Source organism: Plantibacter sp. ME-Dv--P-122b (assembly GCF_030209375.1).
Taxonomy (GTDB): Bacteria; Actinomycetota; Actinomycetes; order Actinomycetales; family Microbacteriaceae; genus Plantibacter.
This window is the reverse complement of record NZ_JARVSC010000003.1, coordinates 810,830-834,592: the sequence shown is the minus strand read 5'-3', so window position 1 is coordinate 834,592 and position 23,763 is coordinate 810,830. Positions and strand designations below refer to the sequence as shown.

27 protein-coding genes and 1 tRNA gene are annotated in these 23,763 nt (G+C 69.1%); 18 read left to right on the top strand and 10 right to left on the bottom strand.

The features are described 5' to 3' along the window. Positions 1-28 precede the first annotated feature (28 nt). Complete coding sequence (locus tag QRN19_RS08530) at positions 29-715, bottom strand: M23 family metallopeptidase (protein ID WP_285026335.1); 687 nt, start codon at positions 713-715, stop codon at positions 29-31. 106 nt (positions 716-821) lie between these two features. Next, positions 822-1,196, bottom strand: a complete 375-nt coding sequence (locus tag QRN19_RS08525; RefSeq protein WP_285026334.1) for a hypothetical protein — start codon at positions 1,194-1,196, stop codon at positions 822-824. 154 nt (positions 1,197-1,350) lie between these two features. On the opposite strand from QRN19_RS08525, the gene QRN19_RS08520 reads away from it, so the two are divergent. The 8 genes from QRN19_RS08520 to QRN19_RS08485 all read left to right on the top strand — a co-directional run bounded on the left by QRN19_RS08520 (position 1,351) and on the right by QRN19_RS08485 (position 6,044). Next, positions 1,351-1,794 carry a helix-turn-helix domain-containing protein gene (locus tag QRN19_RS08520; RefSeq protein ID WP_085512825.1) on the top strand — a complete coding sequence of 148 codons (444 nt, stop codon included), beginning with the start codon at positions 1,351-1,353 and terminating at the stop codon, positions 1,792-1,794. Then, positions 1,739-2,185: an ImmA/IrrE family metallo-endopeptidase gene (locus QRN19_RS08515; protein ID WP_285026332.1), complete on the top strand. Its 447-nt coding sequence runs from the start codon at positions 1,739-1,741 to the stop codon at positions 2,183-2,185. Before QRN19_RS08520 ends, QRN19_RS08515 begins: the two co-directional genes overlap by 56 nt. Positions 2,186-2,206: 21 nt before the next feature. After that, on the top strand, positions 2,207-2,512 hold the full coding sequence (locus tag QRN19_RS08510) for a DUF3253 domain-containing protein (RefSeq protein ID WP_285026331.1): 306 nt from the start codon (positions 2,207-2,209) through the stop codon (positions 2,510-2,512). A 58-nt stretch (positions 2,513-2,570) separates the two neighbouring features. Further along, positions 2,571-3,161, top strand: coding sequence for a histidine phosphatase family protein (locus QRN19_RS08505; RefSeq protein ID WP_285026330.1), 591 nt, complete (start codon positions 2,571-2,573; stop codon positions 3,159-3,161). Next, positions 3,158-3,955, top strand: a complete 798-nt coding sequence (locus QRN19_RS08500; protein WP_285026329.1) for a sulfite exporter TauE/SafE family protein — start codon at positions 3,158-3,160, stop codon at positions 3,953-3,955. Before QRN19_RS08505 ends, QRN19_RS08500 begins: the two co-directional genes overlap by 4 nt. A gap of 63 nt (positions 3,956-4,018) precedes the next feature. Further along, complete coding sequence (locus QRN19_RS08495; RefSeq protein WP_285026327.1) at positions 4,019-4,468, top strand: MaoC family dehydratase N-terminal domain-containing protein; 450 nt, start codon at positions 4,019-4,021, stop codon at positions 4,466-4,468. Continuing rightward, entirely contained in the window at positions 4,465-4,896 is a 432-nt protein-coding gene (locus tag QRN19_RS08490; RefSeq protein ID WP_285026326.1) for a MaoC family dehydratase, read from the top strand. Before QRN19_RS08495 ends, QRN19_RS08490 begins: the two co-directional genes overlap by 4 nt. A gap of 11 nt (positions 4,897-4,907) precedes the next feature. Beyond that, complete coding sequence (locus QRN19_RS08485; protein ID WP_285026325.1) at positions 4,908-6,044, top strand: UDP-N-acetylmuramate dehydrogenase; 1,137 nt, start codon at positions 4,908-4,910, stop codon at positions 6,042-6,044. A 46-nt stretch (positions 6,045-6,090) separates the two neighbouring features. Here the strand turns inward: QRN19_RS08485 and QRN19_RS08480 are convergent, their stop codons facing one another. From QRN19_RS08480 to aceA, 3 genes are all read right to left on the bottom strand, one after another. Further along, entirely contained in the window at positions 6,091-7,302 is a 1,212-nt protein-coding gene (locus tag QRN19_RS08480) for a pyridoxal phosphate-dependent aminotransferase (protein ID WP_285026324.1), read from the bottom strand. Between the two features lie 121 nt (positions 7,303-7,423). Further along, positions 7,424-9,079: a malate synthase A gene (gene aceB, locus QRN19_RS08475; RefSeq protein WP_285026757.1), complete on the bottom strand. Its 1,656-nt coding sequence runs from the start codon at positions 9,077-9,079 to the stop codon at positions 7,424-7,426. Positions 9,080-9,173: 94 nt separating this feature from the next. Beyond that, positions 9,174-10,520 carry an isocitrate lyase gene (aceA, locus tag QRN19_RS08470; protein ID WP_285026322.1) on the bottom strand — a complete coding sequence of 449 codons (1,347 nt, stop codon included), beginning with the start codon at positions 10,518-10,520 and terminating at the stop codon, positions 9,174-9,176. 150 nt (positions 10,521-10,670) lie between these two features. Here aceA and QRN19_RS08465 point away from each other — a divergent pair, with 150 nt between their 5' ends. Then, on the top strand, positions 10,671-12,164 hold the full coding sequence (locus tag QRN19_RS08465) for an XRE family transcriptional regulator (protein ID WP_285026321.1): 1,494 nt from the start codon (positions 10,671-10,673) through the stop codon (positions 12,162-12,164). A gap of 60 nt (positions 12,165-12,224) precedes the next feature. Here QRN19_RS08465 and QRN19_RS08460 read toward each other — a convergent pair whose 3' ends face one another. Next, the gene (locus QRN19_RS08460; protein WP_285026320.1) at positions 12,225-13,298 is read right to left on the bottom strand and encodes an alkene reductase; all 1,074 of its coding nucleotides are present in this window, start codon (positions 13,296-13,298) and stop codon (positions 12,225-12,227) included. 271 nt (positions 13,299-13,569) lie between these two features. On the opposite strand from QRN19_RS08460, the gene QRN19_RS08455 reads away from it, so the two are divergent. Then, entirely contained in the window at positions 13,570-14,838 is a 1,269-nt protein-coding gene (locus tag QRN19_RS08455; protein ID WP_285026319.1) for a low temperature requirement protein A, read from the top strand. Here QRN19_RS08455 and QRN19_RS08450 read toward each other — a convergent pair. Then, on the bottom strand, positions 14,813-15,373 hold the full coding sequence (locus tag QRN19_RS08450) for a DUF805 domain-containing protein (protein WP_285026318.1): 561 nt from the start codon (positions 15,371-15,373) through the stop codon (positions 14,813-14,815). The two genes, QRN19_RS08455 and QRN19_RS08450, sit on opposite strands and share 26 nt — an antisense overlap. Before the next feature lie 250 nt (positions 15,374-15,623). On the opposite strand from QRN19_RS08450, the gene QRN19_RS08445 reads away from it, so the two are divergent. From QRN19_RS08445 to QRN19_RS08420, 6 genes are all read left to right on the top strand, one after another. Next, a tRNA-Trp gene (locus QRN19_RS08445) sits at positions 15,624-15,696 on the top strand. Positions 15,697-15,737: 41 nt separating this feature from the next. After that, positions 15,738-16,010, top strand: coding sequence for a preprotein translocase subunit SecE (gene secE, locus QRN19_RS08440; protein ID WP_079706702.1), 273 nt, complete (start codon positions 15,738-15,740; stop codon positions 16,008-16,010). A 139-nt stretch (positions 16,011-16,149) separates the two neighbouring features. Further along, the gene (gene nusG, locus QRN19_RS08435) at positions 16,150-17,112 is read left to right on the top strand and encodes a transcription termination/antitermination protein NusG (protein WP_285026317.1); all 963 of its coding nucleotides are present in this window, start codon (positions 16,150-16,152) and stop codon (positions 17,110-17,112) included. A 93-nt stretch (positions 17,113-17,205) separates the two neighbouring features. Beyond that, entirely contained in the window at positions 17,206-17,637 is a 432-nt protein-coding gene (gene rplK / locus QRN19_RS08430) for a 50S ribosomal protein L11 (RefSeq protein ID WP_056014074.1), read from the top strand. 114 nt (positions 17,638-17,751) lie between these two features. Further along, the gene (rplA, locus tag QRN19_RS08425; protein ID WP_285026315.1) at positions 17,752-18,441 is read left to right on the top strand and encodes a 50S ribosomal protein L1; all 690 of its coding nucleotides are present in this window, start codon (positions 17,752-17,754) and stop codon (positions 18,439-18,441) included. Between the two features lie 79 nt (positions 18,442-18,520). Beyond that, positions 18,521-19,078 carry a GNAT family N-acetyltransferase gene (locus QRN19_RS08420; RefSeq protein ID WP_285026314.1) on the top strand — a complete coding sequence of 186 codons (558 nt, stop codon included), beginning with the start codon at positions 18,521-18,523 and terminating at the stop codon, positions 19,076-19,078. 76 nt (positions 19,079-19,154) lie between these two features. On the opposite strand, the gene QRN19_RS08415 is transcribed toward QRN19_RS08420, so the two are convergent. After that, positions 19,155-20,183, bottom strand: coding sequence for an NADP-dependent oxidoreductase (locus tag QRN19_RS08415; protein ID WP_502928082.1), 1,029 nt, complete (start codon positions 20,181-20,183; stop codon positions 19,155-19,157). A 229-nt stretch (positions 20,184-20,412) separates the two neighbouring features. Here QRN19_RS08415 and QRN19_RS08410 point away from each other — a divergent pair, with 229 nt between their 5' ends. Continuing rightward, complete coding sequence (locus QRN19_RS08410) at positions 20,413-21,042, top strand: Pr6Pr family membrane protein (RefSeq protein WP_285026313.1); 630 nt, start codon at positions 20,413-20,415, stop codon at positions 21,040-21,042. A 41-nt stretch (positions 21,043-21,083) separates the two neighbouring features. After that, entirely contained in the window at positions 21,084-21,812 is a 729-nt protein-coding gene (locus QRN19_RS08405) for a DUF998 domain-containing protein (protein ID WP_285026311.1), read from the top strand. Here the strand turns inward: QRN19_RS08405 and QRN19_RS08400 are convergent. Beyond that, positions 21,779-23,005, bottom strand: coding sequence for an ROK family transcriptional regulator (locus QRN19_RS08400; RefSeq protein ID WP_285026310.1), 1,227 nt, complete (start codon positions 23,003-23,005; stop codon positions 21,779-21,781). The two genes, QRN19_RS08405 and QRN19_RS08400, sit on opposite strands and share 34 nt — an antisense overlap. 42 nt (positions 23,006-23,047) lie before the next feature. After that, complete coding sequence (locus QRN19_RS08395; RefSeq protein WP_285026309.1) at positions 23,048-23,710, bottom strand: YqaJ viral recombinase family protein; 663 nt, start codon at positions 23,708-23,710, stop codon at positions 23,048-23,050. Between the last annotated feature and the right edge of the window lie 53 nt (positions 23,711-23,763).

Genomic DNA, 23,763 nt, shown 5'->3' with positions numbered 1-23,763 from the left:
GCTCGAAGGCGCCGTTCACTGAGCAGGCTCAGGTGAGGTTGGTGATGTTGCGGTACGTTCCCACGATGCTCGGCGCCTGCAGGTCGGGGATCTCGATGATGCCCTGTGCGCGCAGCAGATCCACCGCCGGCATGCTCTTGACGTTCCAGTAGGCGCGAGCGCCGTGGTCGATGACGATCCAGTGCACACCTGCGCTCTCGTTGGCGCCGTTGATGGGGATCCTTGCGAGACGAATCATGTCGTCCTCCTTCGGTTTGGGTGGTGCGGTGATGGGGTCGTCGCCATTGAGGCGAGCGTTGATGAATGCGTACGGGTCGACGGTGACGTTGATGTCGCCGTTGTTCCAGGTCCCGTCCGCGGTGTGGGTAATGGTGAGGTGCAGATGCGCAGCGCGTGACGCCGTGCCGGTGTTCCCGACGTAGCCGACGTGCTGGCCCCGCGTAATCCCCGTCCCGAGCGCGTGCGGCGATCGGTCACGCATGTGCGAGTATCCCGAGTACATGCCATCTGGATGGGCGATCACGAGGACGTTTCCGAGCGCGGAGTTCCAGCCGTTGTAAGACACCGTCCCGGTTGCCACTGCGGGAATCGACGCGCCTGCCCCAGGTTGGTAGTCGACGCCTCGATGAGCCTGTGTGCGTCCATCCGCCCAGGAGCCCCAGCCGTCTGTCGCCTGATCCGTCTGTGCGAACGGTTGCTGATACTTCAACACCATGAGCCCTCCTTTCTATTGATAGAGGAAGTGTCCTCCGACATTCGAACGTGTGTTCGAGCAAGACTCTACGACGATCTCCTCGTCTTGTCCAGTTCATTTTGCCGATTCACCCTGAAATTCTTTCTTCAGTGGCAGATTTCGCGCCTGAATCGAGTCGAGCATGACGAGGGGTGGATCCTGCGCTCAGTCTCGTCAGGAACCCGTTCACGCCGGGGATCGCCATGATCCGGGCCAGTGCTGCGGCGATCGCCGCCGTCGTGGCCACGGCTGCCGCCGCCCAGGCGTAGACGTCGTCCGGAAGGAGTTCTCGGATCGCCTCCAGGAGTTGTGGCGCGATGATGCTCGCGGTCGTGATGCAGGCCACCGAGCTCAGGATCACGGCCGCGGTCGTCTGGATCACGGTGCGGATGATCCGCTGTGCAGGAAACGGGACGGGCGGTGATGTGGGCGGTGGTTCCGGTGAGGTCCGGTGTTCGGTCATGGTGCCTCCTCAGGCGTCGTGGGTGGTGGTGGACAACCCGGATGGTTTCCAGAAGTTGTCTCATCTGGCATCATTCAGGTCGGAGGTGACACTATAGAGCGCGTGAGGCAGGTTTTCTGCCGTTCACGACAGGGTTTCTGGCTACGATCGGAACGTGAACGCAGCAGAGGCGATGGTCAATCAGGCGTTGGCAGACGAACTCGTGGCCGCTTACAAGCGGCGACGCATGAATCAGCGCGCCCTGGCTGAGGCGACCGGGATGAGTCCGACGACACTGCAACGTGTCCTCGCCGGTCGCAGCGAGATCAGCGGCCCGACCTTCGTCACGCTCTGCGCCGCGACCGGTGCCGATCCGGTGCGACTCCTGGCCGACGCCCTGCAAGCGGTCGGGGGGATGAGCCGGATCGAGGCCGAACTGCAGGCGAGCGACGATGAGCGTGTGGCTCCCGTGTCGGACACCACTGCTACGAATGACGAGCTGGATCGCAGACGCCGGCAGCGGGAAGCTGCGTCGTGGACGACGGAGCAGTTGGAGGGGGAACGTGGGGCGGCAATCACCGATGGAGAACTGGAGCAACCCGAGCCGGAAGCCCCGTGAACGTGGACGCGCCTACGACCCGTATGCGCACGCGGAAGAGCTCGGTCTCGCGGTCATCTTCCGGCCCCTGCGGGTGTCCCATGAGCGCTGGCTGCCGTCCGCGCACACGATCGTCATCCAGGAGTCGCTCCGGTCCGTCCACCGGCGGAACGCTCTCGCCCACGGCATCGCTCACTGCGTGCTCGGCCACGAGGACGACCGACCGAAGCACGAGGTGCAGGCCGACCGCTTCGCCGCGTCGAACCTCATCGACCTCGACGAGTTCCGGGCCATCGCGCGCTGGGCACCGGACTTCGAGCATCTCGTCGCGGAACTCGGCGTCACGAAGCGCCTTGCCCGGGCATTCGTCGCGCAGCATGCGGACCTGTCCCGGCACGCCGACCTCGCGTAGCGGCGCGCGCGTACTGGGACCATGACCGACGAAGCCGCACCGGACCCGCAGCCTGCGGGAGCCGTGGACGACGGCCTCCTGGAGTCGACGATGCTCGACCTGCTGGGGAAGCGGGCCGCGACCTCGTCCATCTGTCCGTCCGACGTCGCGCGAGCCGTCGGCGGCGACGACTGGCGAGCGCTGATGGACGACACCCGCCGGGTCGCCTGGCGCTTGGTCGACGAGGGCCGGGTGCGGATCACGCAGGGCGACGAAGCGGTCGACCGCGCGACGGTCCGCGGCCCCATCCGGATCCGATGGGCGAAGGACACCGGCGTCGCGCAGTGAGCCCCGGGTCGTCGTGACGATAGGAAGCGCTCGGGTCGACGCCGGTTAGGCTTGGGACATGACCATCGCCCTCATCCGTCACGGACAGACCGCCTGGAACTTCGAACGACGGCTGCAGGGCACGACGGACATCCCCCTGAACGACACCGGGCGGGAGCAGGCGGCCACGGTCGCCCCTCGGCTCACCGGCACCTGGGACGTCGTCGTCAGCTCCCCACTGGGGCGCGCACGCGAGACCGCGCAGATCATCGCGGACGCGCTGGGTCTCGAGCTCGGCCCGACGTACCAGGACGTCGTCGAACGCCACTACGGCGACGCCGAGGGCGCGACGGCGCAGATGGTCGTCGAGAACTGGCCCGACCACCAGTACCCGAACCTCGAGACCGAGGAGTCGGTCATCGAGCGCGGACTCCGCGGCATCGACGCCATCGCACGCGACTTCCCCGGGCAGAACGTCCTCGTCGTGAGCCACGGCACGCTCATCCGACTCACGCTCAGCCACCTCTCCGGTACGACGGTCCCGCCGCTGGAGAACTGCTCCGTGTCGGTCATCGAGGCGACCGACAGCGGCTGGTCGCTCCTGGACGCCGGTACCGCTCGCACGACGCCCTCGCTCGAGACCGCGCTGTCCGGCTCCAGCGCGCAGTGAGCGGGAACGACTCGATCGGCCGTCCGGTCCGCTCCCCGTCGGGCATCGCCTGGCTCATCGGCATCGGACTGACCGCCGGATTCCTCTCCGGCCTGTTCGGGGTCGGCGGCGGCATCCTCATCGTCCCGGCCGTCGTCTTCCTCCTCGGCTTCGGCCAGCGGCTCGCGGCCGGGACGTCGCTCGCGGCGATCGTCCCGACCTCGCTCGTCGGCGTCGTGTCCTACGCCGTGAACGGGACCGTCGACTGGGTGGCGGCGATCCTGCTGGCGGCCGGTGCGATCGGCGGTGCGCAACTCGGCAGCTATCTGCTGGCGAAGCTCCCCAAGCAGGCGCTCCAGTGGGGCTTCATCGGCTTCCTGCTCGTCGTGGTGGTCTCGCTGTTCCTGATCGTCCCGTCCCGCACGGCCGAGATCGATCTGCACGTCGGCTCGATCATCGGTCTCATCGTGCTCGGCTTCCTGACCGGTGTCCTGTCGGGGCTGCTCGGCATCGGCGGCGGGGTCGTCGTCGTGCCGATGCTGATCCTGCTGTTCGGCGCGAGCGACCTCATCGCCAAGGGCACCTCACTGCTCATGATGGTGCCGACCGCGATCTCCGGCACCGTCGGCAACGTCCGGCGAGGCAACGTCGACCTGACGGCCGCAGCGATCATCGGCATCTCCGCCTGCACGACCACGGCCCTCGGTGCCATCGTCGCCTCGGTCGTCCCGCCGTTCGTCGGCAACCTGCTCTTCGCGGCGTTCCTCGTGGTCATCGCCATCCGCATGGTGTTCCAGGCGCTCAAGCGCTCCTGACCGACCGCTGCCGGTCCGTCCGTGCCCGGTCGTCAAGCCGGGGCAGCGGGTAGGCTGGAGGGCGTGTCAGTGAACCCAGAGCTCGCCGGTCGGGTCTTCCCGCCCGTCGCCCCGTACCTGGTCGGACGCGAGAAGATCCGCGAGTTCTCGCGGGCCGTCTTCGCGACGAACCCGATCAACCTCGACCCGGAGTCGGCCCGCGCCGCAGGATACGCCGACGTCGTGGCGCCGCCCACCTTCGCCGTCGTCGTCCAGGAGCACACGCTCCAACAACTGCTCGCCGCACCCGACGCCGGTATCGACTTCAGCCGGGTCGTCCACGGCGACCAGCGCTTCGTGCACCACCGTCCGATCGTCGCCGGCGACGAGCTCACCGCGCAGCTCACCGTCACCGCGGTGAAGTCCCTCGGTGGCCACTCGATGGTGACGTGCGACTCGGTCATGACCGATGCCACCGGCGAGCCCGTGGTCACCGCGACCTCGACGCTCGTGGTGCGAGGAGACGAAGGATGAGCGACGTGCAGCAGACCCCGACCATGCCGGCCGTCGGAGACGTCGTCGCGGAGCGGACGGTGCACCTGACGCGCGACGCCCTCGTGCGGTACGCCGGCGCCTCCGGAGACTTCAACCCCATCCACTACCGCGACGACGTCGCCGCGTCCGTCGGGCTGCCGGGCGTGCTCGCCCACGGCATGCTGACGATGGGGATCGCGGCCCAGCCGGTTGTCGACTGGATCGGCGACCCCGGTCGCGTGCTCGAGTACCAGGTGCGGTTCACCCGACCGGTCGTCGTCGACCCCGAGACCGGTGCCGACCTCCAGATCGTCGCCAAGGTCGGCAAGATCGACGAGGAAGCCCGCACCGCGCGCGTCGACCTCACCGTCACCTACGCCGAGCAGACGGTGCTCGGCAAGGCGCAGCTCGTCATCAGCTTCGCCTGACCCGGAGGACCATGAACGACGCCATCCGTCTGAGCGAGCTCACCACCCTCGGGGTCGGTGGGCAGGCCGCAGCCTTCGTGGAGTGCACGAGCGAGGCGGCGCTGATCGAGGCCGTGCTCGGCGTCTGGAACGCCGACCAGCCCTGGCTGTTGCTCGGCGGCGGATCGAACCTGCTGATCGGCGACGAGCCCCTCGACGCGACCGTCATCAAGGCGGCCAACCGCGGCATCGAGCGCCTCGACGCGCCGTCCGGCCGGGTTCGCCTGCGGGTGCAGGCCGGTGAGGACTGGGATGCGCTTGTCGCCGACACGGTCGAGCACGGCTGGGCCGGCATCGAGGCGCTCTCCGGCATCCCGGGATCCTGCGGGGCGGCACCCGTCCAGAACATCGGTGCCTACGGACAGGAGATCGTGTCGTCGCTCGTCGCCGTCGACCTGCTCGACGAGGAGTCGCAGACCGTCGAGCGCGTTCCGGCCGCGGAGCTCGGGCTCGGCTACCGGACGTCGGTCCTCAAGCGCCACGGTGGCGGAGAGCCTGAGCGCTCCGGCGTGGTCGTGGCGATCATCATCGACCTCGACGACGTCGGTGTCGACGGCCTGGCCGCACCGATCGCCTATCAGCAGCTCGCCTTCGCGCTCGGTGTGGAGGTCGGCGAGCAGGTCCGCCTGGCCCAGGTGCGCACGACCGTTCTCGCACTCCGGGCGTCGAAGGGCATGGTGCTCGATCCCGACGACCCCGACACCGCCAGCGCCGGGTCGTTCTTCACGAACCCGATCGTGTCCGAGCACGTCGCCCGCTCGCTGCCGGGGGACGCCCCGTGGTGGCCGGTCGACCCGGCGGCCGATGACGACACCGAGTACGTCTTCCCGCTCGGTGCGGTCGTGAACCCACCCCGCCCGGCCCAGACCGAACGCCTGGCGAAGCTCTCGGCCGCCTGGCTGATCGAGCGCGCCGGCATCCGACGCGGCTACGCGCTCCCGTCGTCGCACGCTGCGGTCTCCATGAAGCACACGCTCGCCCTCACGAACCGGGGCGGGGCGACCGCGACCGAGATCGCCGAGCTCGCGCGATTCGTGCAGGCTCGGGTCCACGCCGAGTTCGGCGTCCTCCTGCAGCCCGAGCCCGTCGTGGTCGGCGTCACGATCTGACGCTGTTCAGGTCCGCTCGCCCGGAGACGGGCGAGCGGACCTCTGCTCAGGACGCGAAGAGGCGCTGGAGACGCTGGACGCCCTCGAGGAGCTGGTCGTCGCCGAGCGCGTAGCTGAAGCGCAGGTAACCGGACGGCCCGAACGCCTCACCGGGCACGGCCGCGACCTCGGCCTGGTCGAGCATGAGGTCGGCGAGTTCGAGCGACGTCGTGGGCGTCACGCCGCCGAACGTCCGGCCGAGCAGCGCCGTGACGTCGGGGTAGACGTAGAAGGCGCCCTGCGGGGTCGGCGTCTCGAACCCGTCGATCTTGTTCAGCTCACCGACGATGAGCTTGCGGCGGCGGTCGAACGCCTCACGCATCGCCTCCGCGGCGTCCTGCGGACCGGTGAGGGCCGCGATCGCCGCGCGTTGCGCGATGTTGTTCACGTTGCCGGAGAGGTGCGACTGGAGGTTCCCGAGCGCCTTGATCGCGTCCGCCGGGCCGACGGTCCACCCGACGCGCCAGCCCGTCATCGCGTACGTCTTGGCGACGCCGTTCACGAGGAGCGTCTGCTCGGCGAGCTCGGGGACCGCTTCGACGATCGACGTCGCGCGGACGCCGTCGTAGGTGAGGTTCTGGTAGATCTCGTCGGTGATGACCCAGATGCCGTGCTCGAGCGCCCACTCGCCGATCGCCTTCGTCTGCTCGGGGGGGTAGACGGACCCGGTCGGGTTCGAGGGGGAGACGAACAGGAGGACCTTGGTACGCGGGGTGCGCGCCGCCTCGAGCTGCTCGACCGTGACCTGGTAGTTCTGCGAGGCGTCGGCGAAGACGTCGACCGCGACACCGTCGGCGAGGGCGATGGCCTCGGGGTAGGTGGTCCAGAACGGGGTCGGGACGATGACCTCGTCGCCCGGGTTCAGCAGGACCTGGAACGCCTCGTACACCGACTGCTTGCCGCCGTTCGTGACGATGACGCGGCTCGGGTCGACCTCGAGGCCGGAGTCGCGGAGCGTCTTCTCCGCGATGGCGGCACGGAGGTCGGGCAGGCCGGCCGCGGGGGTGTACCGGTGCGCCTTCGGGTCGCGGGCGGCGACGAGTGCCGCTTCGACGATGTGCTCGGGCGTCGGGAAGTCCGGCTCGCCCGCCGCGTAGGAGATCACGGGTCGGCCTTGCGCCTGCAGCGCCTTCGCCTTCGCGTCCACCTTCAGCGTGGCGGACTCGGCGATCGCTGAGATCTTCGTGGACAGGCGGGGCGTGGGAGTCGATTCAGGCACGAGTCCGAGCGTACCGAACCCGGTGTCGAGAGGACAGTGTGTGTCCGACCTCACCTGCAGCGAGGTGAGGCACCTCGTCGCCCGGTGCAGCGGGGAACGACGAGGTGCCTCACCTCGTGCCTCACGCGGGGTCGACGAGGTACCGCGTGTATGCCGGGACGGTGAGGAACGTCGGGAACTCGTCCCGGAGCGCGACCTCGCGGAACAGCTCGGCGGCGTCATCGAAGCGGTCGTCCGCGGTGCGGGGGAGCGAGGCGAGGAGGTCGTCGAGGAGGCCCTCGACCCGCTCACGGGTGATCGGACGGCCGTCGTCGGTCGCGACGTCCTGGTGGATCCACTGCCAGACCTGCGACCGACTGATCTCCGCCGTCGCCGCGTCCTCCATCAATCCGTCGATGGCCGCAGCTCCGATCCCGCGCAGCCAGGAGTCGAGGTAGCGGACGGCGATCGACACGTTGTCGTGGAGACCGGCATCCGTGACCGCGCGACCGATCCGGACGTCGAGGAGCTGCGACGGTGTCACCGACACGTCTTCCCGCAGGCGGTCGAGCTGGTTCGGACGATCACCGAGGACCGCGTCGAACTCGGCCCTCGCGGTGTCGATGAGGTCCGGGTGCGCCACCCAGGTCCCGTCGAAGCCGTCGCCGGCCTCGCGACGCTTGTCGGCTGAGACCTTCTCGATCGCGCGCGCCGTCGCCTCCGGATCGCGCCGGTTGGGGATGAATGCGGACATCCCGCCGATCGCGTGCGCGCCGCGGCGGTGGCACGTCTGCACGAGGAGCTCCGTGTAGGCCCGCATGAACGGCACCGTCATCGTCACCTCGCTGCGGTCGGGCAGGACGAACCGGGCACCGCGTCCCCGGTAGTTCTTGATGATCGAGAAGATGTAGTCCCACCGGCCGGCGTTGAGACCGGCGCAGTGGTCGCGGAGTGCGTACAGGATCTCGTCCATCTCGAACGCCGCCGGGAGCGTCTCGATGAGCACGGTGGCACGGATCGTGCCGTGGTCGAGACCCAGACGCTCCTCGGTGAACGTGAAGACGTCGTCCCAGAGCTGCGCCTCCTCGCTCGACTCCAACTTCGGGAGGTAGAAGTAGGGCCCGCGGCCGGCGTCGATGAGCGGTCGGGCGTTGTGGAAGACGTAGAGGCCGTAGTCGACGAGGCTCCCGGAGGCCGCCATCGCCGCCCCGGAACGGTCGATGAACCGCAGGTGCTTCTCCACGAGGTGCCAGCCGCGCGGTCGCATGACGATCGTCGGCGTCTCCGTCGCAGTCACGCGGTACACCTTCCCCGCCTCGTTCGTGAACGTCAGCTCGCCGCGGACGGCGTCGCGCAGCGAGAGCTGACCACCGATGACGTTGGCCCACGTCGGGCTCGTCGCGTCCTCCTGATCGGCGAGCCAGACGTTCGCGCCGGAGTTGAGGGCGTTGATCGTCATCTTCGGGTCGGTGGGGCCGGTGATCTCGACCCGGCGGTCTTCGAGACCAGGCCCGGCGCCGGCGACGCGCCAGGCGCCGTCTTCCCGGATCGCCGCGGTGTCGTCGCGGAACCGAGGGTCGCGGCCGTTCCCGATCTCGAAGCGTCGGCGCATGCGCTCGGCGAGGCGGTCGTGCCGCGCACCCGCGAACCGCTGGTGGAGGTCCGCGAGGAAGGCGAGGGCGTCCGGGGTGAGGATCTCGTCGTACCGGTCACCGAGTCGACCGACGACCTCGATGGCAGGGCCGGTGCGTTGCGTGGGCACCGGCGCGGTGGTGGGTGTGGACGGGGAAGCGAGCATGGTGTTCATGGGGTGACTCCGTTTCGGATGGTCGTGCGTCGGATGGGCCCTTCGAGTGGTCCCTGAGCTTGTCGAAGGGCGGGGCTGGTGTGGATCAGTGGAACTGTTGTTCCTCCGTCGACCCGGCGAGGGCGAGGGTGGCGCTGCCGGGGTTGAGGGCGGTCGCGACCAGGTCGAAGTAGCCGGTACCGACCTCCCGCTGGTGCTTGGTGGCGGTGTAGCCGCTGGCTTCTGCGGCGAACTCGGCTTCCTGGAGGTCGACGTAGGCGCTCATCGCCCGCTCCTTGTAGTCGCTCGCCAGGGTGAACATCGAGTGGTTCAACGCGTGGAAGCCGGCCAGGGTGATGAACTGGAACGCGTATCCCATGGCGGCGAGCTCGCGCTGGAAGGACGCGATCTGCGCATCGTCGAGGTGCGACTTCCAGTTGAACGACGGCGAGCAGTTGTAGGCGAGCAGCTTGCCCGGGAACCGCTCGTGGACGGTCTCGGCGAACCGCCGGGCGAGGTCGAGGTCGGGTTCCGCGGACTCGACCCAGAGCAGGTCGGCGTACTCCGCGTAGGCGAGGCCGCGCGCCAACACCGGACCGATGCCGTTCTCCACCTCGTAGAAGCCCTCCGGGGTCCGGTTCCCGTTCAGGAACGGCAGATCGCGCTCGTCGATGTCGCTCGTGAGGAGCGTGGCGGCCAACGCATCGGTGCGGGCGATGACGATGGTCGGGACACCGGCGACGTCCGCCGCCAGCCGGGCCGCATTGAGGGTCCGGATGTGCTGGCTCGTCGGCACCAGCACCTTGCCGCCCATGTGGCCGCACTTCTTCTCAGCCGCGAGCTGGTCCTCCCAGTGGACGCCCGCGGCGCCGGCCTGGATCATGCCGGCCATGAGTTCGTAGGCGTTGAGCGGCCCACCGAAGCCCGCCTCGGCGTCGGCGACGATCGGCGCGAGCCAGTCGATCGCCTCGTGTCCCGGGGCCTCCTCGACGGTGCGCTCGGCGAAGTCGATCTGCTCGGCCCGGAGCAGCGCGTTGTTGATCCGCCTGACGACCGCCGGGACGGAGTTCGCCGGGTAGAGGCTCTGATCGGGGTAGGTCTGGCCGGAGAGGTTGGCGTCGGCGGCGACCTGCCACCCGGAGAGGTAGATCGCCTGCAGGCCGGCGCGGACCTGCTGCACCGCCTGGTTGCCGGTGAGGGCTCCGAGGGCGGGCACCCACTCCTCGGTGTGGAGGAGGTTCCACAGGCGCTCCGCCCCACGGCGGGCGAGCGTCGGTTCCTCCCGGACGCCGCCGCGCAGGCGGACGACGTCCTCGGCGGTGTAGTCGCGGCGGACCCCGTCCCAGCGCGGGTCGGTGTCCCACTCACGCTGCAATTCCTCGGCCGTCTGCGTCTGGTCGCCGGCGCGGAGGGGCGTGCGGTGGTCGGTCGGTCGGGTGGCTTCGCTGCTCACGATGACTCCTGTGGTGTCGAGGTCGGTGGGTGGGTCGTGCTGTGGGAACGATCCTGCGCTCGCCGCAACCCCGACGACCGTCATCCGTGGACAGAAGAACGGCCGACCTTCTGTTTGCCGGAACAACCGGCGCGTGTGAGCATGATCACCATGACCAGCACCGCCGCTGCTCCACCCGCCTCCGCCACCCCCGGTGACGGACCTGCTCCGCACGCGGACGCCCTCGTCCTCGGTCGTCGGATCCGTGACGCCCGCGCCCGCGCTGGCCTCACCCTCGACGACCTCGCGCAGGCGATCGACCGCGCACCGTCCCAGGCGTCGGCGATCGAGAACGGGCATCGGGAGCCGAGCCTCTCGATGCTCCGCGTCATCGCCACCGCGCTCGGCACCACCGTCGACGAGCTGCTCCGCGACGAACCGCCGAACGACCGGGCCGCTCTCGAGATCGCCGTCGAACGCGCCCAGCGCGGCCCGGTCTTCTCCGCCCTCGGGATCGCGCCCATCCGTGTCTCGAAGGGGACCGCGGACGAGACGCTCCGCACCGTGCTGGCGCTGCACGACGAGGTCGCCCGCCTGCACCGGGAGCGTGCGGCGACGCCGGAGGAGGCGCGCCGGGCCAACGCGGTCCTCCGGGCGGACATGCGAGCGGCCGACAACCACTTCCCCGACCTCGAGGCCGTCGCGAAGGGGCTGCTCGACGCCGTCGGCTACACCGGAGGTCCGGTCTCGCACCAGACGGTCGCTGAGATGGCGCAGCACCTCGGGTTCTCACTCCACTACGTCGGCGACCTGCCGCACTCGACGCGTTCGGTCACCGACCGACGCAACGGTCGGATCTACCTGCCGACCGAACCCTCGATCTCCCGAGACTCGCGATCGCCCATCCTCCAGGCGTTCGCCAGTCACCTGTGCGGGCACGAGGAACCGAGAAACTACGCGGACTTTCTGCGGCAGCGCGTCGAGACCAACTACCTGACGGCGGCCATCCTGCTACCCGAGCGCGACGCCGTGCGCGTCCTCGGCGAGGCGAAACAGCTCCGACGCATCTCGATGGAGGACCTGCGCGACGCGTTCGCGGTGTCGTACGAGACCGCAGCCCACCGCTTCACGAACCTCGCGACGAGACACCTCGGACTCCCGGTGCACTTCATGAAGGTGCACGAGTCTGGGACGATCATCAAGGCGTACGAGAACGACGGGGTGACGTTCCCCTCCGACGTCCTCGGAGCCGTGGAGGGCTCGCTCGTCTGCCGCAACTGGACGGCCAGGACCGTCTTCGACGTCGAGGACCGCTTCAGCCCCTGGTATCAGTACACCGACATGGACACCGGCACCTTCTGGTGCACCTCGCGGATCGAGAAGGCCAAGGAGGGCGAGTACTCGGTCAGCGTCGGCGTCCCGTTCGCGCACGTGAAGTGGTTCCGCGGACGCGAGACACCGCATCGGTCGACGTCGAACTGTCCCGACGAGCGATGCTGCCGTCGGGCGTCGCCGGCGCTCGCCGAACGGTGGGAGGGGAAGGCCTGGCCGGCGGCGCGGACGCCGACGAGTCTGCTGGCCGCGCTGCCGACCGGGTCGTTCCCGGGGGTCGACTCCGTCGAGGTGTACGAGTTCCTCGAGTCGCACGCGCCACGGGCGGACTGAGGTGAGGCACCTCGTCGCTGCGCAGTGCGTCGAGCGACGAGGTGCCTCACCTCAGCGTGATCAGCTCGCGAGCCGCGGGTAGTCGGTGTAGCCCTCGGCGCCCGGACCGTAGAAGGTGGCCGGGTTCGGCGTGTTCTCCTCGTGTTCGCCCGCCCAGCGCTCGACGAGGTCGGGGTTCGCGATGGCGAGCCGCCCGACGGCGACGGCGTCGGCGTGCGCGTGCTCGACGAGGGCGATCGCCTCGTCGCGCGTCGTGACGGTGCCGAAGCCGCTGTTGACGATGAGCTTGCCGCCGAAGTGACCGCGGAGGTCCTGCACGAGCGCGCCGGCCGGGTCCTCGTGGAGGATGCTGAGGTAGGCGAGGCCGAGCGGTGCCAGGGTGTCGAGGAGCGCCTCGTAGGTCGCGCGGACGTCGGCCTCGTCGGTTTCCGCCGTGTCACCGGCGCCGTTCATGGGGGAGATGCGGATGCCGACGCGCGCTGCACCGACCGCCTCGGCGACGGCACCGACGATCTCGGCGACGTAGGACGCACGGGCCTCCGGGCTGCCTCCGGCACGGTCGTCGCGCACGTTGGAGACGGGGGAGAGGAACTGGTGCAGCAGGTAGCCGTTCGCGGCGTGGAGCTCGACGCCGTCGAGACCTGCCTCGATCGCGTTGCGGGCTGCCTGGACGAACTCGTCGCGGACCGTGTCGAGCTCCTCGGTGGTCAGCGCGTGCGGGACGGGGTACGGCTGGGCACCCGCGGGCGTCCGGACCTCGCCGGCGATGGCGATCGCGCTCGGCGCGACGATGCGGTCGGTGCCCGTGATGTCGGTGTGCGAGACGCGGCCACCGTTCATGAGCTGCATGACGATGAGCCCGCCTGCTCCGTGCACGGCCTCCGCGACGCCGCGCCAGCCCTCGACCTGCTCGGGGGTGACGATGCCGGGCTGGCCCGGGTAGGAGCGCGACTCGGCGCTGGGGTAGGTGCCCTCCGTGATGATGAGCCCGAGGCCTGCGCGCTGGCTGTAGTGCTCGGCGACGAGGTCGCCGGGGACGCCGTCGGCTCCGGACCGCATGCGGGTGAGCGGGGCCATGACGACGCGGTTGGCGAGTTCGAGGTCGCCGAGTCGGACGGGGGCGAAGAGATCCATACGGGTGGTGCCTTTCGTGGGGGTGCGGCACGCGGACGACGCGGCCTCCGGACGCAACCCACCGATGACCGTCGATATTCCGATGATGCTTCTGGACCTTGTGCATCTGGAATACTTCTTGTTAGGCTCATGGTGTGGTCGTCGGGCTCTGTCCCCGCAGCTCGCGACGAGCACGACCCGGTGTCGACGAATCCGAGGGGGAGGCGTCGGCACCGGGATCCCTCATCGGCCGTTCTCCCGACATCCGTCGAATGCCTGCCAGGATACGAAGATGTCCGCCCCCAGATTCGGCCTCGTCTCCGATCTCCGCCGCCCGGAGTCCGGTGAACGTGCCGAGCGCGTCACGTTCGTCGAGTTGTTCTTCGACCTCGTCTTCGTCTTCGCGCTCACCCAGCTGAGCAAGCTCATCGCCGACGACCAGAGCGTCACCGCCGCGCTCGAGTCGATCGTCCTCATCCTGGCGCTCTGGTGGTCCTGGGTGTCCACGAGCTGGGTGACGAACTGGCTCGACCCGGAACGGCTCGCGGTGCGACTCGCGCTCATCGGTTTCGGCCTGTTGGCGTTCGTCGCGGCGGTGTCGGTGTCCGCGTCGTTCACCGACCGTGCGCTGGCGTTCGCCGTCGCCTACGTCGTGCTCCAACTCGTCCGGACGCTGTTCATGGTGGTGGCGACCTGGCGGCACGACCGCGACGTGGCCCTGAGCTTCGCGCGCGTCCTCGTCTGGACCGTGTTCGCCGCCTGCTTCTGGATCGCCGGCGCGCTGGTGCCGGCCGACTGGCAGCTGGCGTTCTGGATCTGCGCCGTCGCCATCGAGTACGGCGGTGGGGCCCTCGGATTCCGACTGCCGGGTGTGCGGGCCTCGGAGGTCGAGAGCTGGGAGCTCTCCGGCGCGCACCTCTCCGAGCGGGCGTCGCTCTTCATCATCATCGCGATCGGCGAGTCGCTGCTCGTCACCGGGTTCGCGTTCGTGGAGCTCGAGACGTCGGCCGCCGCCGTCGTCGGGATGCTCAGCGCCTTCGTCTCGGCGGTGGCGCTGTGGTGGTTGTACTTCCACCGCACGGAGGCGGCGGGACGACGAGCGGTGGAGGCCGCCGAGGAGGAGGCCGACCGCGCCGACCGCGACGGGTCCCGCCCCGGACGACGTGGGCCCGGACGTCTCGGACGCATCGCCCGTGACGGGTACAGCTACGCCCACGTCGTGATCGTCGCCGGGATCGTGCTCGTCTCGGTGGGGGACAAGGAGATCCTCGACCGACCGGCCGCCGCCGTCGAGCTCGCCGGGGGCGTCGTGATCATCGGCGGCCCGGTCCTCTACCTCCTCGGGCTGTCGCTGTTCCGGTTCGTGGTCGATCGCGCCGTTCCACTCGCACCGGTCATCGGCCTCGCGTTGCTCGCGTGCTGCGCGGCCGTCGCGCTCCTCGTGCCGCAGCTCGGAGAACTCGCCCTCGGGTGTCTCTGCACGGCGGTGCTCGTCCTCGCCGCGATCGCCGACACGGTCCTCCCGGACCGTCGGGTCACTGCGGAGCGCCGCCCGGCTTGATCTGCACGGCCTCGCGGTGCGGCCCCGTGTCGTAGCGGGCGCCGCCCGGGTCGCTCGGCTGGGCCGCGAGCCAGATGAAGAAGAACCACCCGAAGATCGGGACCAGGTTGATGAGCTGCCACCAGCCGCTATGGTCCGTGTCGTGCATGCGGCGCGCGTTCAGCGACAGCCCCGGGATGATCGTCGCGAGGCCCCAGGCACCCGACAGGATGCTCTGGGCACCCCATGCGGGGCCTTCGGTGATCTGACCCTCCCAGAACCCTGCCGTGACGCCGGTCGCGACGTCGACACCGCGTCCGATCACCAGGAGCACGGTGACGATGACGGCGTGGACGACCACCCACCACCAGAACTCGCTCCGGCTGGCCCGCCCGGTGAAGATCGGATACCGCTTCCAGAAGCGCAGGAACGCCTGGACCGGGCCGGCGCCCGGGAGCGGGCTGTCGTCCGCGAACCGGGCCGGGATCCGGCGACCGTCCTCGCGGTGCGTCTCGGCCGCCTTCGCGGTCGCGGCGTGTTCGTCTGCGCTGCTCATCGGTCCCCCTGGGTCGAGTCGTCGTGCGTTCGAAGGAGCAACCCTACGCGAGCGAGGGCCGTGGGGGCAGGGGATGCTGCGTGGTCGCGGGGGCGTCCCGCCCCTGGTTTTACAGCCGGGCGACCGTGCCGTACACTGGATGGAGGTAGTTGAAATCTGCCATGATTTTCTGCGCCTGTTTTCACCCGTGTGGTGAGGCAACGCTCAGGAGCTCAGGGTAGCTTCGACCCCTCCGGTGCGTCAGCACTGAAGGGCGGTGGCTCAATTGGTAGAGCAGCGGTCTCCAAAACCGCAGGTTGCAGGTTCAAGTCCTGTCCGCCCTGCGAGTCGGTGCGTATGCACCGGCACACGAAAGGTGTAACGAGTGGCCCCGAAGAGTACCGACACGCCCGGCGAGGACGTCGTCGTCAAGGCGAAGGCGGACCGTGCTGAACGGCGCGGCTTCTTCTCGGGCATCGTCCTGTTCCTGAAGCAGGTCTTCGCGGAACTCAAGAAGGTCGTCACGCCGACGCGGAAGGAACTCCTCAGCTACACGGCTGTGGTGCTCGTCTTCGTCTGCATCATGATGGCGCTCGTCTACGGCATCGACTTCGTCTTCGCCTGGGTCGTCACGTTGGTGTTCGGTACCGCGAGCTAGTCACGCTCAGGTTCCGGTGCTCCGGCCCGGCACCCGGGTTCCACAATCACAGACGGCGACGCAGTCGTCACGCGCCAGCATCTGGCGCCGCGGTCGGGGATCACCCACGGTCCGCACAACAGAAACGGAATGGAAATCAGTGTCTGAGCGAAACTCGAACGACGTCGACTGGGCAACCGCTGCCGAGCAGTCCTCGGAGGACGACGAGGCCCAGGAGGGCAACGTGCTCTCGGCCGACGAGCACTCCGTCGACCCCGCTGAGCACAACGCCGTCCACGTCGAGGAGACCGGCGACACCGAGGTCGACCTCGACGCCGTGCTCGACGCGATGGCCGAGGCCGTCGACCCCGAGGCCGACGCCGTCGTCGACGACGCCCTCGAGCTCGATGAGGCCGCCGAGGTCGAAGCCGCAGCAGAGGCCATCGCCGAAGAAGAGGCAGACCCAACGGACACCGACGCCGAGCCCGCCGAGGAGTCCGAGGAGGACCCCTACGACGCGTTCCGCAAGGAACTCCGCTTCCTGCCCGGCAAGTGGTACGTCATCCACTCCTACGCCGGTTTCGAGCGCAAGGTGAAGGCCAACATCGAGCAGCGCAAGTCGACGCTCGAGGTCGCGGACTACATCTACCAGGTCGAGGTCCCCATGGAAGACGTGGTCGAGATCAAGAACGGCCAGCGCAAGATGGTCACCCGCGTCCGCATCCCCGGCTACGTGCTCGTCCGCATGGACCTCAACGAGGACAGCTGGTCGGTCGTCCGCCACACGCCTGGCGTCACCGGCTTCGTCGGCAACGCGCACAACCCCACGCCGCTCCGCTTCGAAGAGTCCTTCAACATGTTGAAGTCGCTCGTCGAGGTCAAGGAGACCGCACCCGTCAAGGGCTCCGGCACCAAGGGCAGCGCCACGCAGCAGCGTGTCATCCCCGCCGAGGTCGACTTCGAGATCGGCGAGACCATCACGATCAAGGAAGGCTCGTTCGCGGGCCTGCCCGGCTCCATCAGCGAGATCAAGCCCGAGAGCGGCAAGCTCACGGTGCTCGTCTCCCTCTTCGAGCGCGAGACGCCGGTCGAGCTCAGCTTCGACCAGGTCACCAAGCTCTAAGCCGCACGGCTCCACAGTCCACCGCCGCCCGACGGGCGCGCGGGAGAGCGCACATCATCCGATGGCGCTCGAACCCCAGAAGAAGGAAGAAACATGGCACCGAAGAAGAAGGTCACGGGTCTCATCAAGCTGCAGATCCAGGCCGGCGCCGCAAACCCTGCTCCCCCCATCGGCCCCGCCCTTGGTCAGCACGGCGTCAACATCATGGAGTTCTGCAAGGCGTACAACGCGGCCACCGAGTCGCAGCGCGGCAACGTCATCCCCGTCGAGATCACCGTCTACGAGGACCGTTCGTTCACCTTCATCCTGAAGACCCCGCCCGCAGCGGAGCTCATCAAGAAGGCCGCCGGCGTCGCCAAGGGCTCCGGCACCCCGCACACCGTCAAGGTCGCGAAGCTCACCAAGGAGCAGGTCCGTCAGATCGCCGAGCAGAAGGCTCCCGACCTGAACTCGAACGACATCGACGCAGCCGCGAAGATCATCGCCGGCACCGCCCGCTCCATGGGCATCACGGTCGAGGGCTAACCCTCCCGACCAGCTTCGGGGACGCCATCAGGCGGAACCGCGCACGTCTCACTTTTTCACTCGTGGCAGCGCCGGCCAGGCGCAGATGACCACATTTCTCATAGGAGAACGCACATGGCACAGAAGTCGAAGGCCTACCGGGCCGCAGCCGAGAAGATCGAGGCTGACAAGTACTACTCCCCGAACGAGGCGGTCGCCCTCGCCAAGGAGACCGGTTCCGCCAAGTTCAACAGCACCGTCGAGGTCGCCCTCAAGCTCGGTGTCGACCCGCGCAAGGCGGACCAGATGGTCCGCGGCACGGTCATCCTCCCGCACGGCACGGGTAAGACCGCCCGTGTCATCGTCTTCGCGACGGGCCCGGCAGCAGAGGCCGCGATCGCGGCCGGTGCTGACGAGGTCGGCGGCGACGAGCTCATCGCGAAGGTCGCCGAGGGCTACACCTCGTTCGACTCCGCGGTCTCCACCCCGGAGCTCATGGGCAAGGTCGGTCGTCTCGGTAAGGTCCTCGGTCCCCGCGGCCTCATGCCGAACCCCAAGACCGGCACCGTGACGCCGGACGTGGCCAAGGCCGTGTCCGACATCAAGGGCGGCAAGATCGAGTTCCGCGTCGACAAGCACTCCAACGTGCACTTCGTCGTCGGCAAGGCCTCGTTCGACGCCTCGCAGCTCGAGGAGAACATCAACGCCGCGCTCGAGGAGATCCTCCGCCTCAAGCCGTCGTCCTCGAAGGGTCGCTACATCCAGAAGGGCGCCGTGTCGACCACGTTCGGCCCCGGCATCCCGCTGGACGTCAACTCCATCTAGTCTCACCAGCACGAAGGCCCGGTCGCGTCACGCGACCGGGCCTTCGTCGTTCAGCGGGGTGGCGTCGTACGATGCAGGGATGGTCTCCACCCGCCCCGCCACGGTCGATGACGCCGCCGCCCTCGCAACGCTCGCCGCAGCGACCTTCGCCCTCGCCTGCCCACCCGGCACCGCGCAGGAACACATCGACGCGTTCATCGCCGAGCACTTCACGCTCGACCGGTTCACCGACTACCTGGCCGACCCCGGACGCTCGCTCCGGCTCCTGGTCGACGACGATGACGGCACCGCCATCGGCTACACGATGCTCGTCTTCGGAGACCCGGTCGACCCCGACGTGCTCGCCGCGATCATGCACCGCCCGACGGTGGAACTCAGCAAGCTCTACGTGCTCCCCGCGAGTCACGGTGCCGGCGGAGCGCGCACGCTCATGGAGGCGACTCTCGACGACGCGCGGTCCCGAGGCGTGACGTCGGTGTGGCTCGGGGTGAACCAGCAGAACGCCAGGGCGATCCGGTTCTACGGCAAGAGCGGCTTCGCGGTCGCGGGGACGAAGACGTTCCTCGTCGGACCCGAACGGCACGACGACTTCGTCATGGAGCAGGTCTTCGGGGACGCACTTCGACAGGCTCAGTGACCGGTCCTCCGGTCCCTGAGCCCCTACCGGTCCCTGGGCCCCTACCGGTCCCTGAGCTTGTCGAAGGGCGGGGTGCCTAGCCGTCGGCGACCTTGAGGACGATCTTGCCCCGGGAGTGTCCGCCCTCGAGGAGCACGTGGGCCTGCCGGACGGCGTCCAGGTCGAACACCTGGTCGACGAACACCCGGACGTCCCCGGACTCGAGCAGCCGACTGATGGTGTCGAGTGTCGCGCCGTCGGGAGCCACGGTGAACCGCGTCGCACGGACACCTGCGGTCCGGGCCTCCTCCTCGAGCGTCGGCCAGGAACCGGTCGGCGCGTTGATGACGAGCCCGCCGGGACGCAGGACCCGCAGGGAACGCGACCCCGTGTCCTCCACGGTGTTGCCCACGAGGTCGATCACCACGTCGACCTGGTCGACGACGTCCTCGAACCGGTGCAGCTCATGGTCGACCGCCTGATGAGCGCCGAGTTCGCGGAGCCAACCGACGTTCCGACCGGAGCCGGTGGCGATCACCCGCGCGCCGAAGTACGTGGCGAACTGCACGGCGAAGTGTCCGACGCCGCCACTCCCGGCGTGGATGAGGATGCGCTGCCCCTCGTGCGCCTTCGCGACGTCGACGACCATGCCCCATGCGGTCAGCGCGGCGAGGGGGACCCCGGCTGCCTCGACGTGCGACAGGGTCGTCGGCTTCCGTGTCAGGCTCAGCGAGGACACCGTGACGTACTCGGCGTAGCTGCCGCCCGTCCGCGGGAAGCTCGTCATGCCGTAGACCTCGTCGCCGGGCAGGAGGCCGGCGGCCGCGAAGGGCGACTCGACCACGATGCCGCTGAAGTCGTACCCGAGGACGGCAGGCATCGCCGTGATGGCCGACGAGACGCCTCGGCCTGAGCGGGTCTTGGCGTCGATCGGATTCACGCCGGCCGCGACGACCTTCACGAGGAACTCCGCCATGACCGGACGCGGTGTCGGCACGGTCTCCATCCGGAGGACCTCAGGGCTGCCGACGGCGTCGATCACCGCGGCTCGCATGGTCTCCGGTGCCGGCTTCACCGCGTCCGCGGTTGTCACCAGTGACCAGGAGTGTCCGACTCCTTGACGCATCGAGTACTCCTTCGTCGTTCATCCCCCGAACGCTCCACCCGGCGGAGGTCGGCTCGGCGACGAGTCTCGCTCCGGTGCGTGGTCCGGCTCTGCTCTCATCAAAGCCGTCGAATGAGTCGGCGCTGTTACGGGGGTGTCAATTGGCTGGAAACGATTCCCTCTCTTCGGGGGACACGACGGCCCGGCTGTCGCCCGATCGTCGGGCGCATGCTTCCGATACAGTGTCGCAATGCGAGCACTGTTCGGAGTCATCAGGATCATCGCGGCCGGGGTGATCATCGCCGCCATCGTCGGCCAGTTCGTCTACACCCTGTCCTTCGGCGATGCGCCCGACGACTTCTTCGTCAACTTCTTCAGCTACTTCACGATCCTGTCGAACGCGCTGAGTGCGATCGTCCTGTTGGTCGGCGCCGGGTTCTGCTTCCGGCTGCGACGCGATCCCGCCTGGTACAACCTGGTCCTCGGCTGCGTCGTGACGTACATGGCGACCACCGGCGTGGTCTACAACCTCTTGCTGCGCGGCATCGCCCTCGACCAGGGACACACCCTCGGCTGGTCGAACGAGGTGCTGCACCTCATCGCACCGATCTACCTGGTGCTCGTCTGGATCGTGACGCCCGGCAAGTCGCGCCTGGAATGGCGTCAGGTGTGGGCGATCATCGCGTTCCCGCTCGTGTGGACCGTCTACACGATGATCCGCGGATCGATCGTCGGCTGGTACCCGTACCCGTTCCTCAACCCGGCGCAGCCCGGCGGCTGGGGAGCCGTCGTCGTCTACATGATCGCCATCGCCGGGTTCATCGGCCTCATGGGCTGCGCCGTCATCGCGTTGAGCCGGACGAGGCTCATCCGCGGATGACGGGGCCCACACCAGACCAGCGGGTCCTTCGATCCTCGGCGGTGCGCCGTCGCCGCTCCATCGCGCTCTGGTTCGCGGTCATCGGGGGCGTGCTCGTCGTGGTCGCCACGATCATGATCTGGGGCGCACGACTCAGCCTCGGCAAGAACAGCTATGTGAGCGGGCTCGGCTCCACCGGCGAGGTGACGGCTCCGGTCTTCAACACCGCGCTGCTCATGGTCGCGGTCGGCGGTCTCAGCATCGCCGTCGCCCTGCAGCGAGTGGGCCAGTCCCGAGAGGCCGGTCCGCGCCGCTCGCGAGTGCGGCTGCTGCTCGTGCCCTGGCTGCTCGTGGGACTGTCGAGCCTGTGCTTCCTCGTGGCCTCGCGGGTGACCTGCACCTACGAGTGCCCGATCCCGTCGAACCCCCTGTTCACGCTCCAGGACGCGGTGCACATCTCCTTCGCGGTGCTGGGCTTCGCGCTCGCCTGCCTGGCGATGATCGGGTCGGCCCTCGGGTCGCGGCTGCGCGCCGTCCGGCGGTTGTCCTGGTTCGCCGGGTCCGCCGTCGCGGTGGTCGCGGGGGTGGGTGGCCTGCTCTCGCTCGCCGAGATCGGGCAGCAGGTCGGCAGTTGGTTGGAGTTCGCGGCGATGACCATCGCCCTGTTCTGGCTCGTCGGGTACGGCCTGGCGGAGGTACTCGCCGTCGGGAGGACGGACGTTGTCGGACGCCTTGGTTCGGCGGTCGAGGACGCGCGTCAGGTCGATGCGGCGTCGAGCGCCCGGGGCTGAGTCATCGCATCGATCGCCGGTGCTGAGAGGGCTTCGCGGAGCACCATGATCGCCGCTCCCAACACCCCGGCCTCCTCGCCGGCCGTCGAGGTGACGATGCCGAGGTGCCCGGTGGCGAGCGGCATCGACCGACGGTAGACCACTTCGCGGACGCCGGTCAGGAGATGCTCGCCCGCCCGGGTCATCGTCCCGCCGAGCACGATCACGGAGGGGTTCAGGAGGTTCACCACGACGCTGAGGACCTCACCGATCTCCCGGCCGGCTTGCCGGGTGGTCTCGATGGCCGTCCGGTCACCCGCACGGATGAGTGCCGCGACGTCGCGACTGCTGACGGCGTCGATCCCGTGGGCGCGGAGTTCGGTGGCGATCGCCGGTCCGCTCGCGATGGCCTCGAGGTCGCGCTCGTCGTCCGCCGCGCGAGGGGAGTCGCGACCGACGGGGACCTGCACGTGTCCGATGTCGCCGGCAGCACCGAGTGCCCCGCGCTGCAGTTCGCCTCCCGCGATGATCCCGGCACCGATCCCCGTGGAGACCTTCACATAGACGAGGTCGGCCGTGTGCGGCCAGGAGATCGCGTGCTCGCCGAGCGCGAGGACGTTGACGTCGTTGTCGACGAGGACCGGGACGTCGATGGTCCGGCGGATGTAGGCGGGGACGTCGAAGCGGTCCCATCCCGGCATGATCGGCGGGTTCGTCGGCCGTCCGGTGGAGTGCTCGACCGGCCCCGGGAGGCCGATGCCGATCCCGATGACCGGGGGAGCGACCGGCTGGGGTGTGGCCCACGTCTGCGGAGCGGCCAGCAGGGCCGACGCCGCTTCGACCACCCAGTCGAGGACGGGCTCGGGTCCTGTGGCGATCTGCAGCTCCGACCGACTCGTCGCGAGGATCGCTCCGGACAGGTCGGTGACGGCCACCGTCCCGTGCGTCGCCCCCAGGTCGACGGCGACGACGACGCGCGCGAGCGGGTTGAACGCGATCCGGGCGGGCGGGCGACCGCCTGACGAGGCCGCTTCTCCGGCGGGGCGGAGCAGGTCTGCGGCGACGAGGGCGTCGATCCGGAGGGAGACGGTGGAGCGGGCCAGGCCGGTCAGGGCGCACAACTCCGACTTCGTGCGTGCCTCACCGCCGCGGAAGAGCTGGAAGAGGTCGCCGGCGCCCGGTGCTCCGGGGGAGGGGCGTTGCGGCTCGGTCATGGCGACAGTCAACCATCCCGGTCGACTTCTGTCGACTTACCGTCAGAAGTCGAGGCTCAGCTGGGATTCCTGGAGCGGCTGTGCGACCGGCGCGGGCTCCGGGAGGACCGGGCGCCGAGCGGCGGGATTGGTGCGGTGGTACAGCTCGTCGATGAGCGCGTTCGCGAGCCCGACCAGCTTCGCGATCTCGGCGTCGTCGCGCTCGACCCACCGACAGAGCGGCTCGTCGTCGACGGGGACGAAGTCCTTGTGCTCCTCCCAGACGACGAGCGTCCGCTCCGCGCCGATCACGTACTGCTGCCACCAGACCTGGCGCAGGTAGTTGCGGGGGATCGAGCGCCAGGACTTCTTCGTGGTCTTGATCTCGGCGAGGACGACCGCACCGCGTTCGGTCACGGCGATGCCGTCGGGGGTGGCCAGATGGCGGTGTTCGACCTCGGCTCGGAAGAGTGCCGACGAGGGGTTGATGCCGTGGGTCGCGGCGACCCATCGGGCGATCTCCGGTTCGCGGGCGCGCCCGTGGTCGGTGAAGGCGTTGCCGGAGAAACCCGTCCCGCCGAGCTTCGCGTCGGCCGCCCGCTGGATCGAGGCCGGCGTCGAGAGCGTCGCGACGTCGGTCGCGGTGATCCCGCGCGAACGAGCCCGCAGCCACGAGATGCGGTCGCTGGAGTCAGCGACGATCCGGGAGAGCAGTGCGGGGTTCACCTGACCATTGTCCCCCACGCTTCCGACTCCTGCGGTATTGGTCGCCGGGGGAG

What these genes read in the sequence shown, in the direction of transcription:
- QRN19_RS08530 (WP_285026335.1), bottom strand. Translation starts at nt 715, where the DNA reads ATGGTGTTGAAGTATCAGCAACCGTTCGCACAGACGGATCAGGCGACA.
- QRN19_RS08525 (WP_285026334.1), bottom strand. Translation starts at nt 1,196, where the DNA reads ATGACCGAACACCGGACCTCACCGGAACCACCGCCCACATCACCGCCC.
- QRN19_RS08510 (WP_285026331.1), top strand. Translation starts at nt 2,207, where the DNA reads ATGACCGACGAAGCCGCACCGGACCCGCAGCCTGCGGGAGCCGTGGAC.
- QRN19_RS08505 (WP_285026330.1), top strand. Translation starts at nt 2,571, where the DNA reads ATGACCATCGCCCTCATCCGTCACGGACAGACCGCCTGGAACTTCGAA.
- QRN19_RS08490 (WP_285026326.1), top strand. Translation starts at nt 4,465, where the DNA reads ATGAGCGACGTGCAGCAGACCCCGACCATGCCGGCCGTCGGAGACGTC.
- QRN19_RS08485 (WP_285026325.1), top strand. Translation starts at nt 4,908, where the DNA reads ATGAACGACGCCATCCGTCTGAGCGAGCTCACCACCCTCGGGGTCGGT.
- aceB (WP_285026757.1), bottom strand. Translation starts at nt 9,079, where the DNA reads ATGCTCGCTTCCCCGTCCACACCCACCACCGCGCCGGTGCCCACGCAA.
- QRN19_RS08465 (WP_285026321.1), top strand. Translation starts at nt 10,671, where the DNA reads ATGACCAGCACCGCCGCTGCTCCACCCGCCTCCGCCACCCCCGGTGAC.
- QRN19_RS08460 (WP_285026320.1), bottom strand. Translation starts at nt 13,298, where the DNA reads ATGGATCTCTTCGCCCCCGTCCGACTCGGCGACCTCGAACTCGCCAAC.
- QRN19_RS08455 (WP_285026319.1), top strand. Translation starts at nt 13,570, where the DNA reads ATGTCCGCCCCCAGATTCGGCCTCGTCTCCGATCTCCGCCGCCCGGAG.
- QRN19_RS08450 (WP_285026318.1), bottom strand. Translation starts at nt 15,373, where the DNA reads ATGAGCAGCGCAGACGAACACGCCGCGACCGCGAAGGCGGCCGAGACG.
- rplK (WP_056014074.1), top strand. Translation starts at nt 17,206, where the DNA reads ATGGCACCGAAGAAGAAGGTCACGGGTCTCATCAAGCTGCAGATCCAG.
- rplA (WP_285026315.1), top strand. Translation starts at nt 17,752, where the DNA reads ATGGCACAGAAGTCGAAGGCCTACCGGGCCGCAGCCGAGAAGATCGAG.
- QRN19_RS08420 (WP_285026314.1), top strand. Translation starts at nt 18,521, where the DNA reads ATGGTCTCCACCCGCCCCGCCACGGTCGATGACGCCGCCGCCCTCGCA.
- QRN19_RS08415 (WP_502928082.1), bottom strand. Translation starts at nt 20,183, where the DNA reads ATGCGTCAAGGAGTCGGACACTCCTGGTCACTGGTGACAACCGCGGAC.
- QRN19_RS08410 (WP_285026313.1), top strand. Translation starts at nt 20,413, where the DNA reads ATGCGAGCACTGTTCGGAGTCATCAGGATCATCGCGGCCGGGGTGATC.
- QRN19_RS08400 (WP_285026310.1), bottom strand. Translation starts at nt 23,005, where the DNA reads ATGACCGAGCCGCAACGCCCCTCCCCCGGAGCACCGGGCGCCGGCGAC.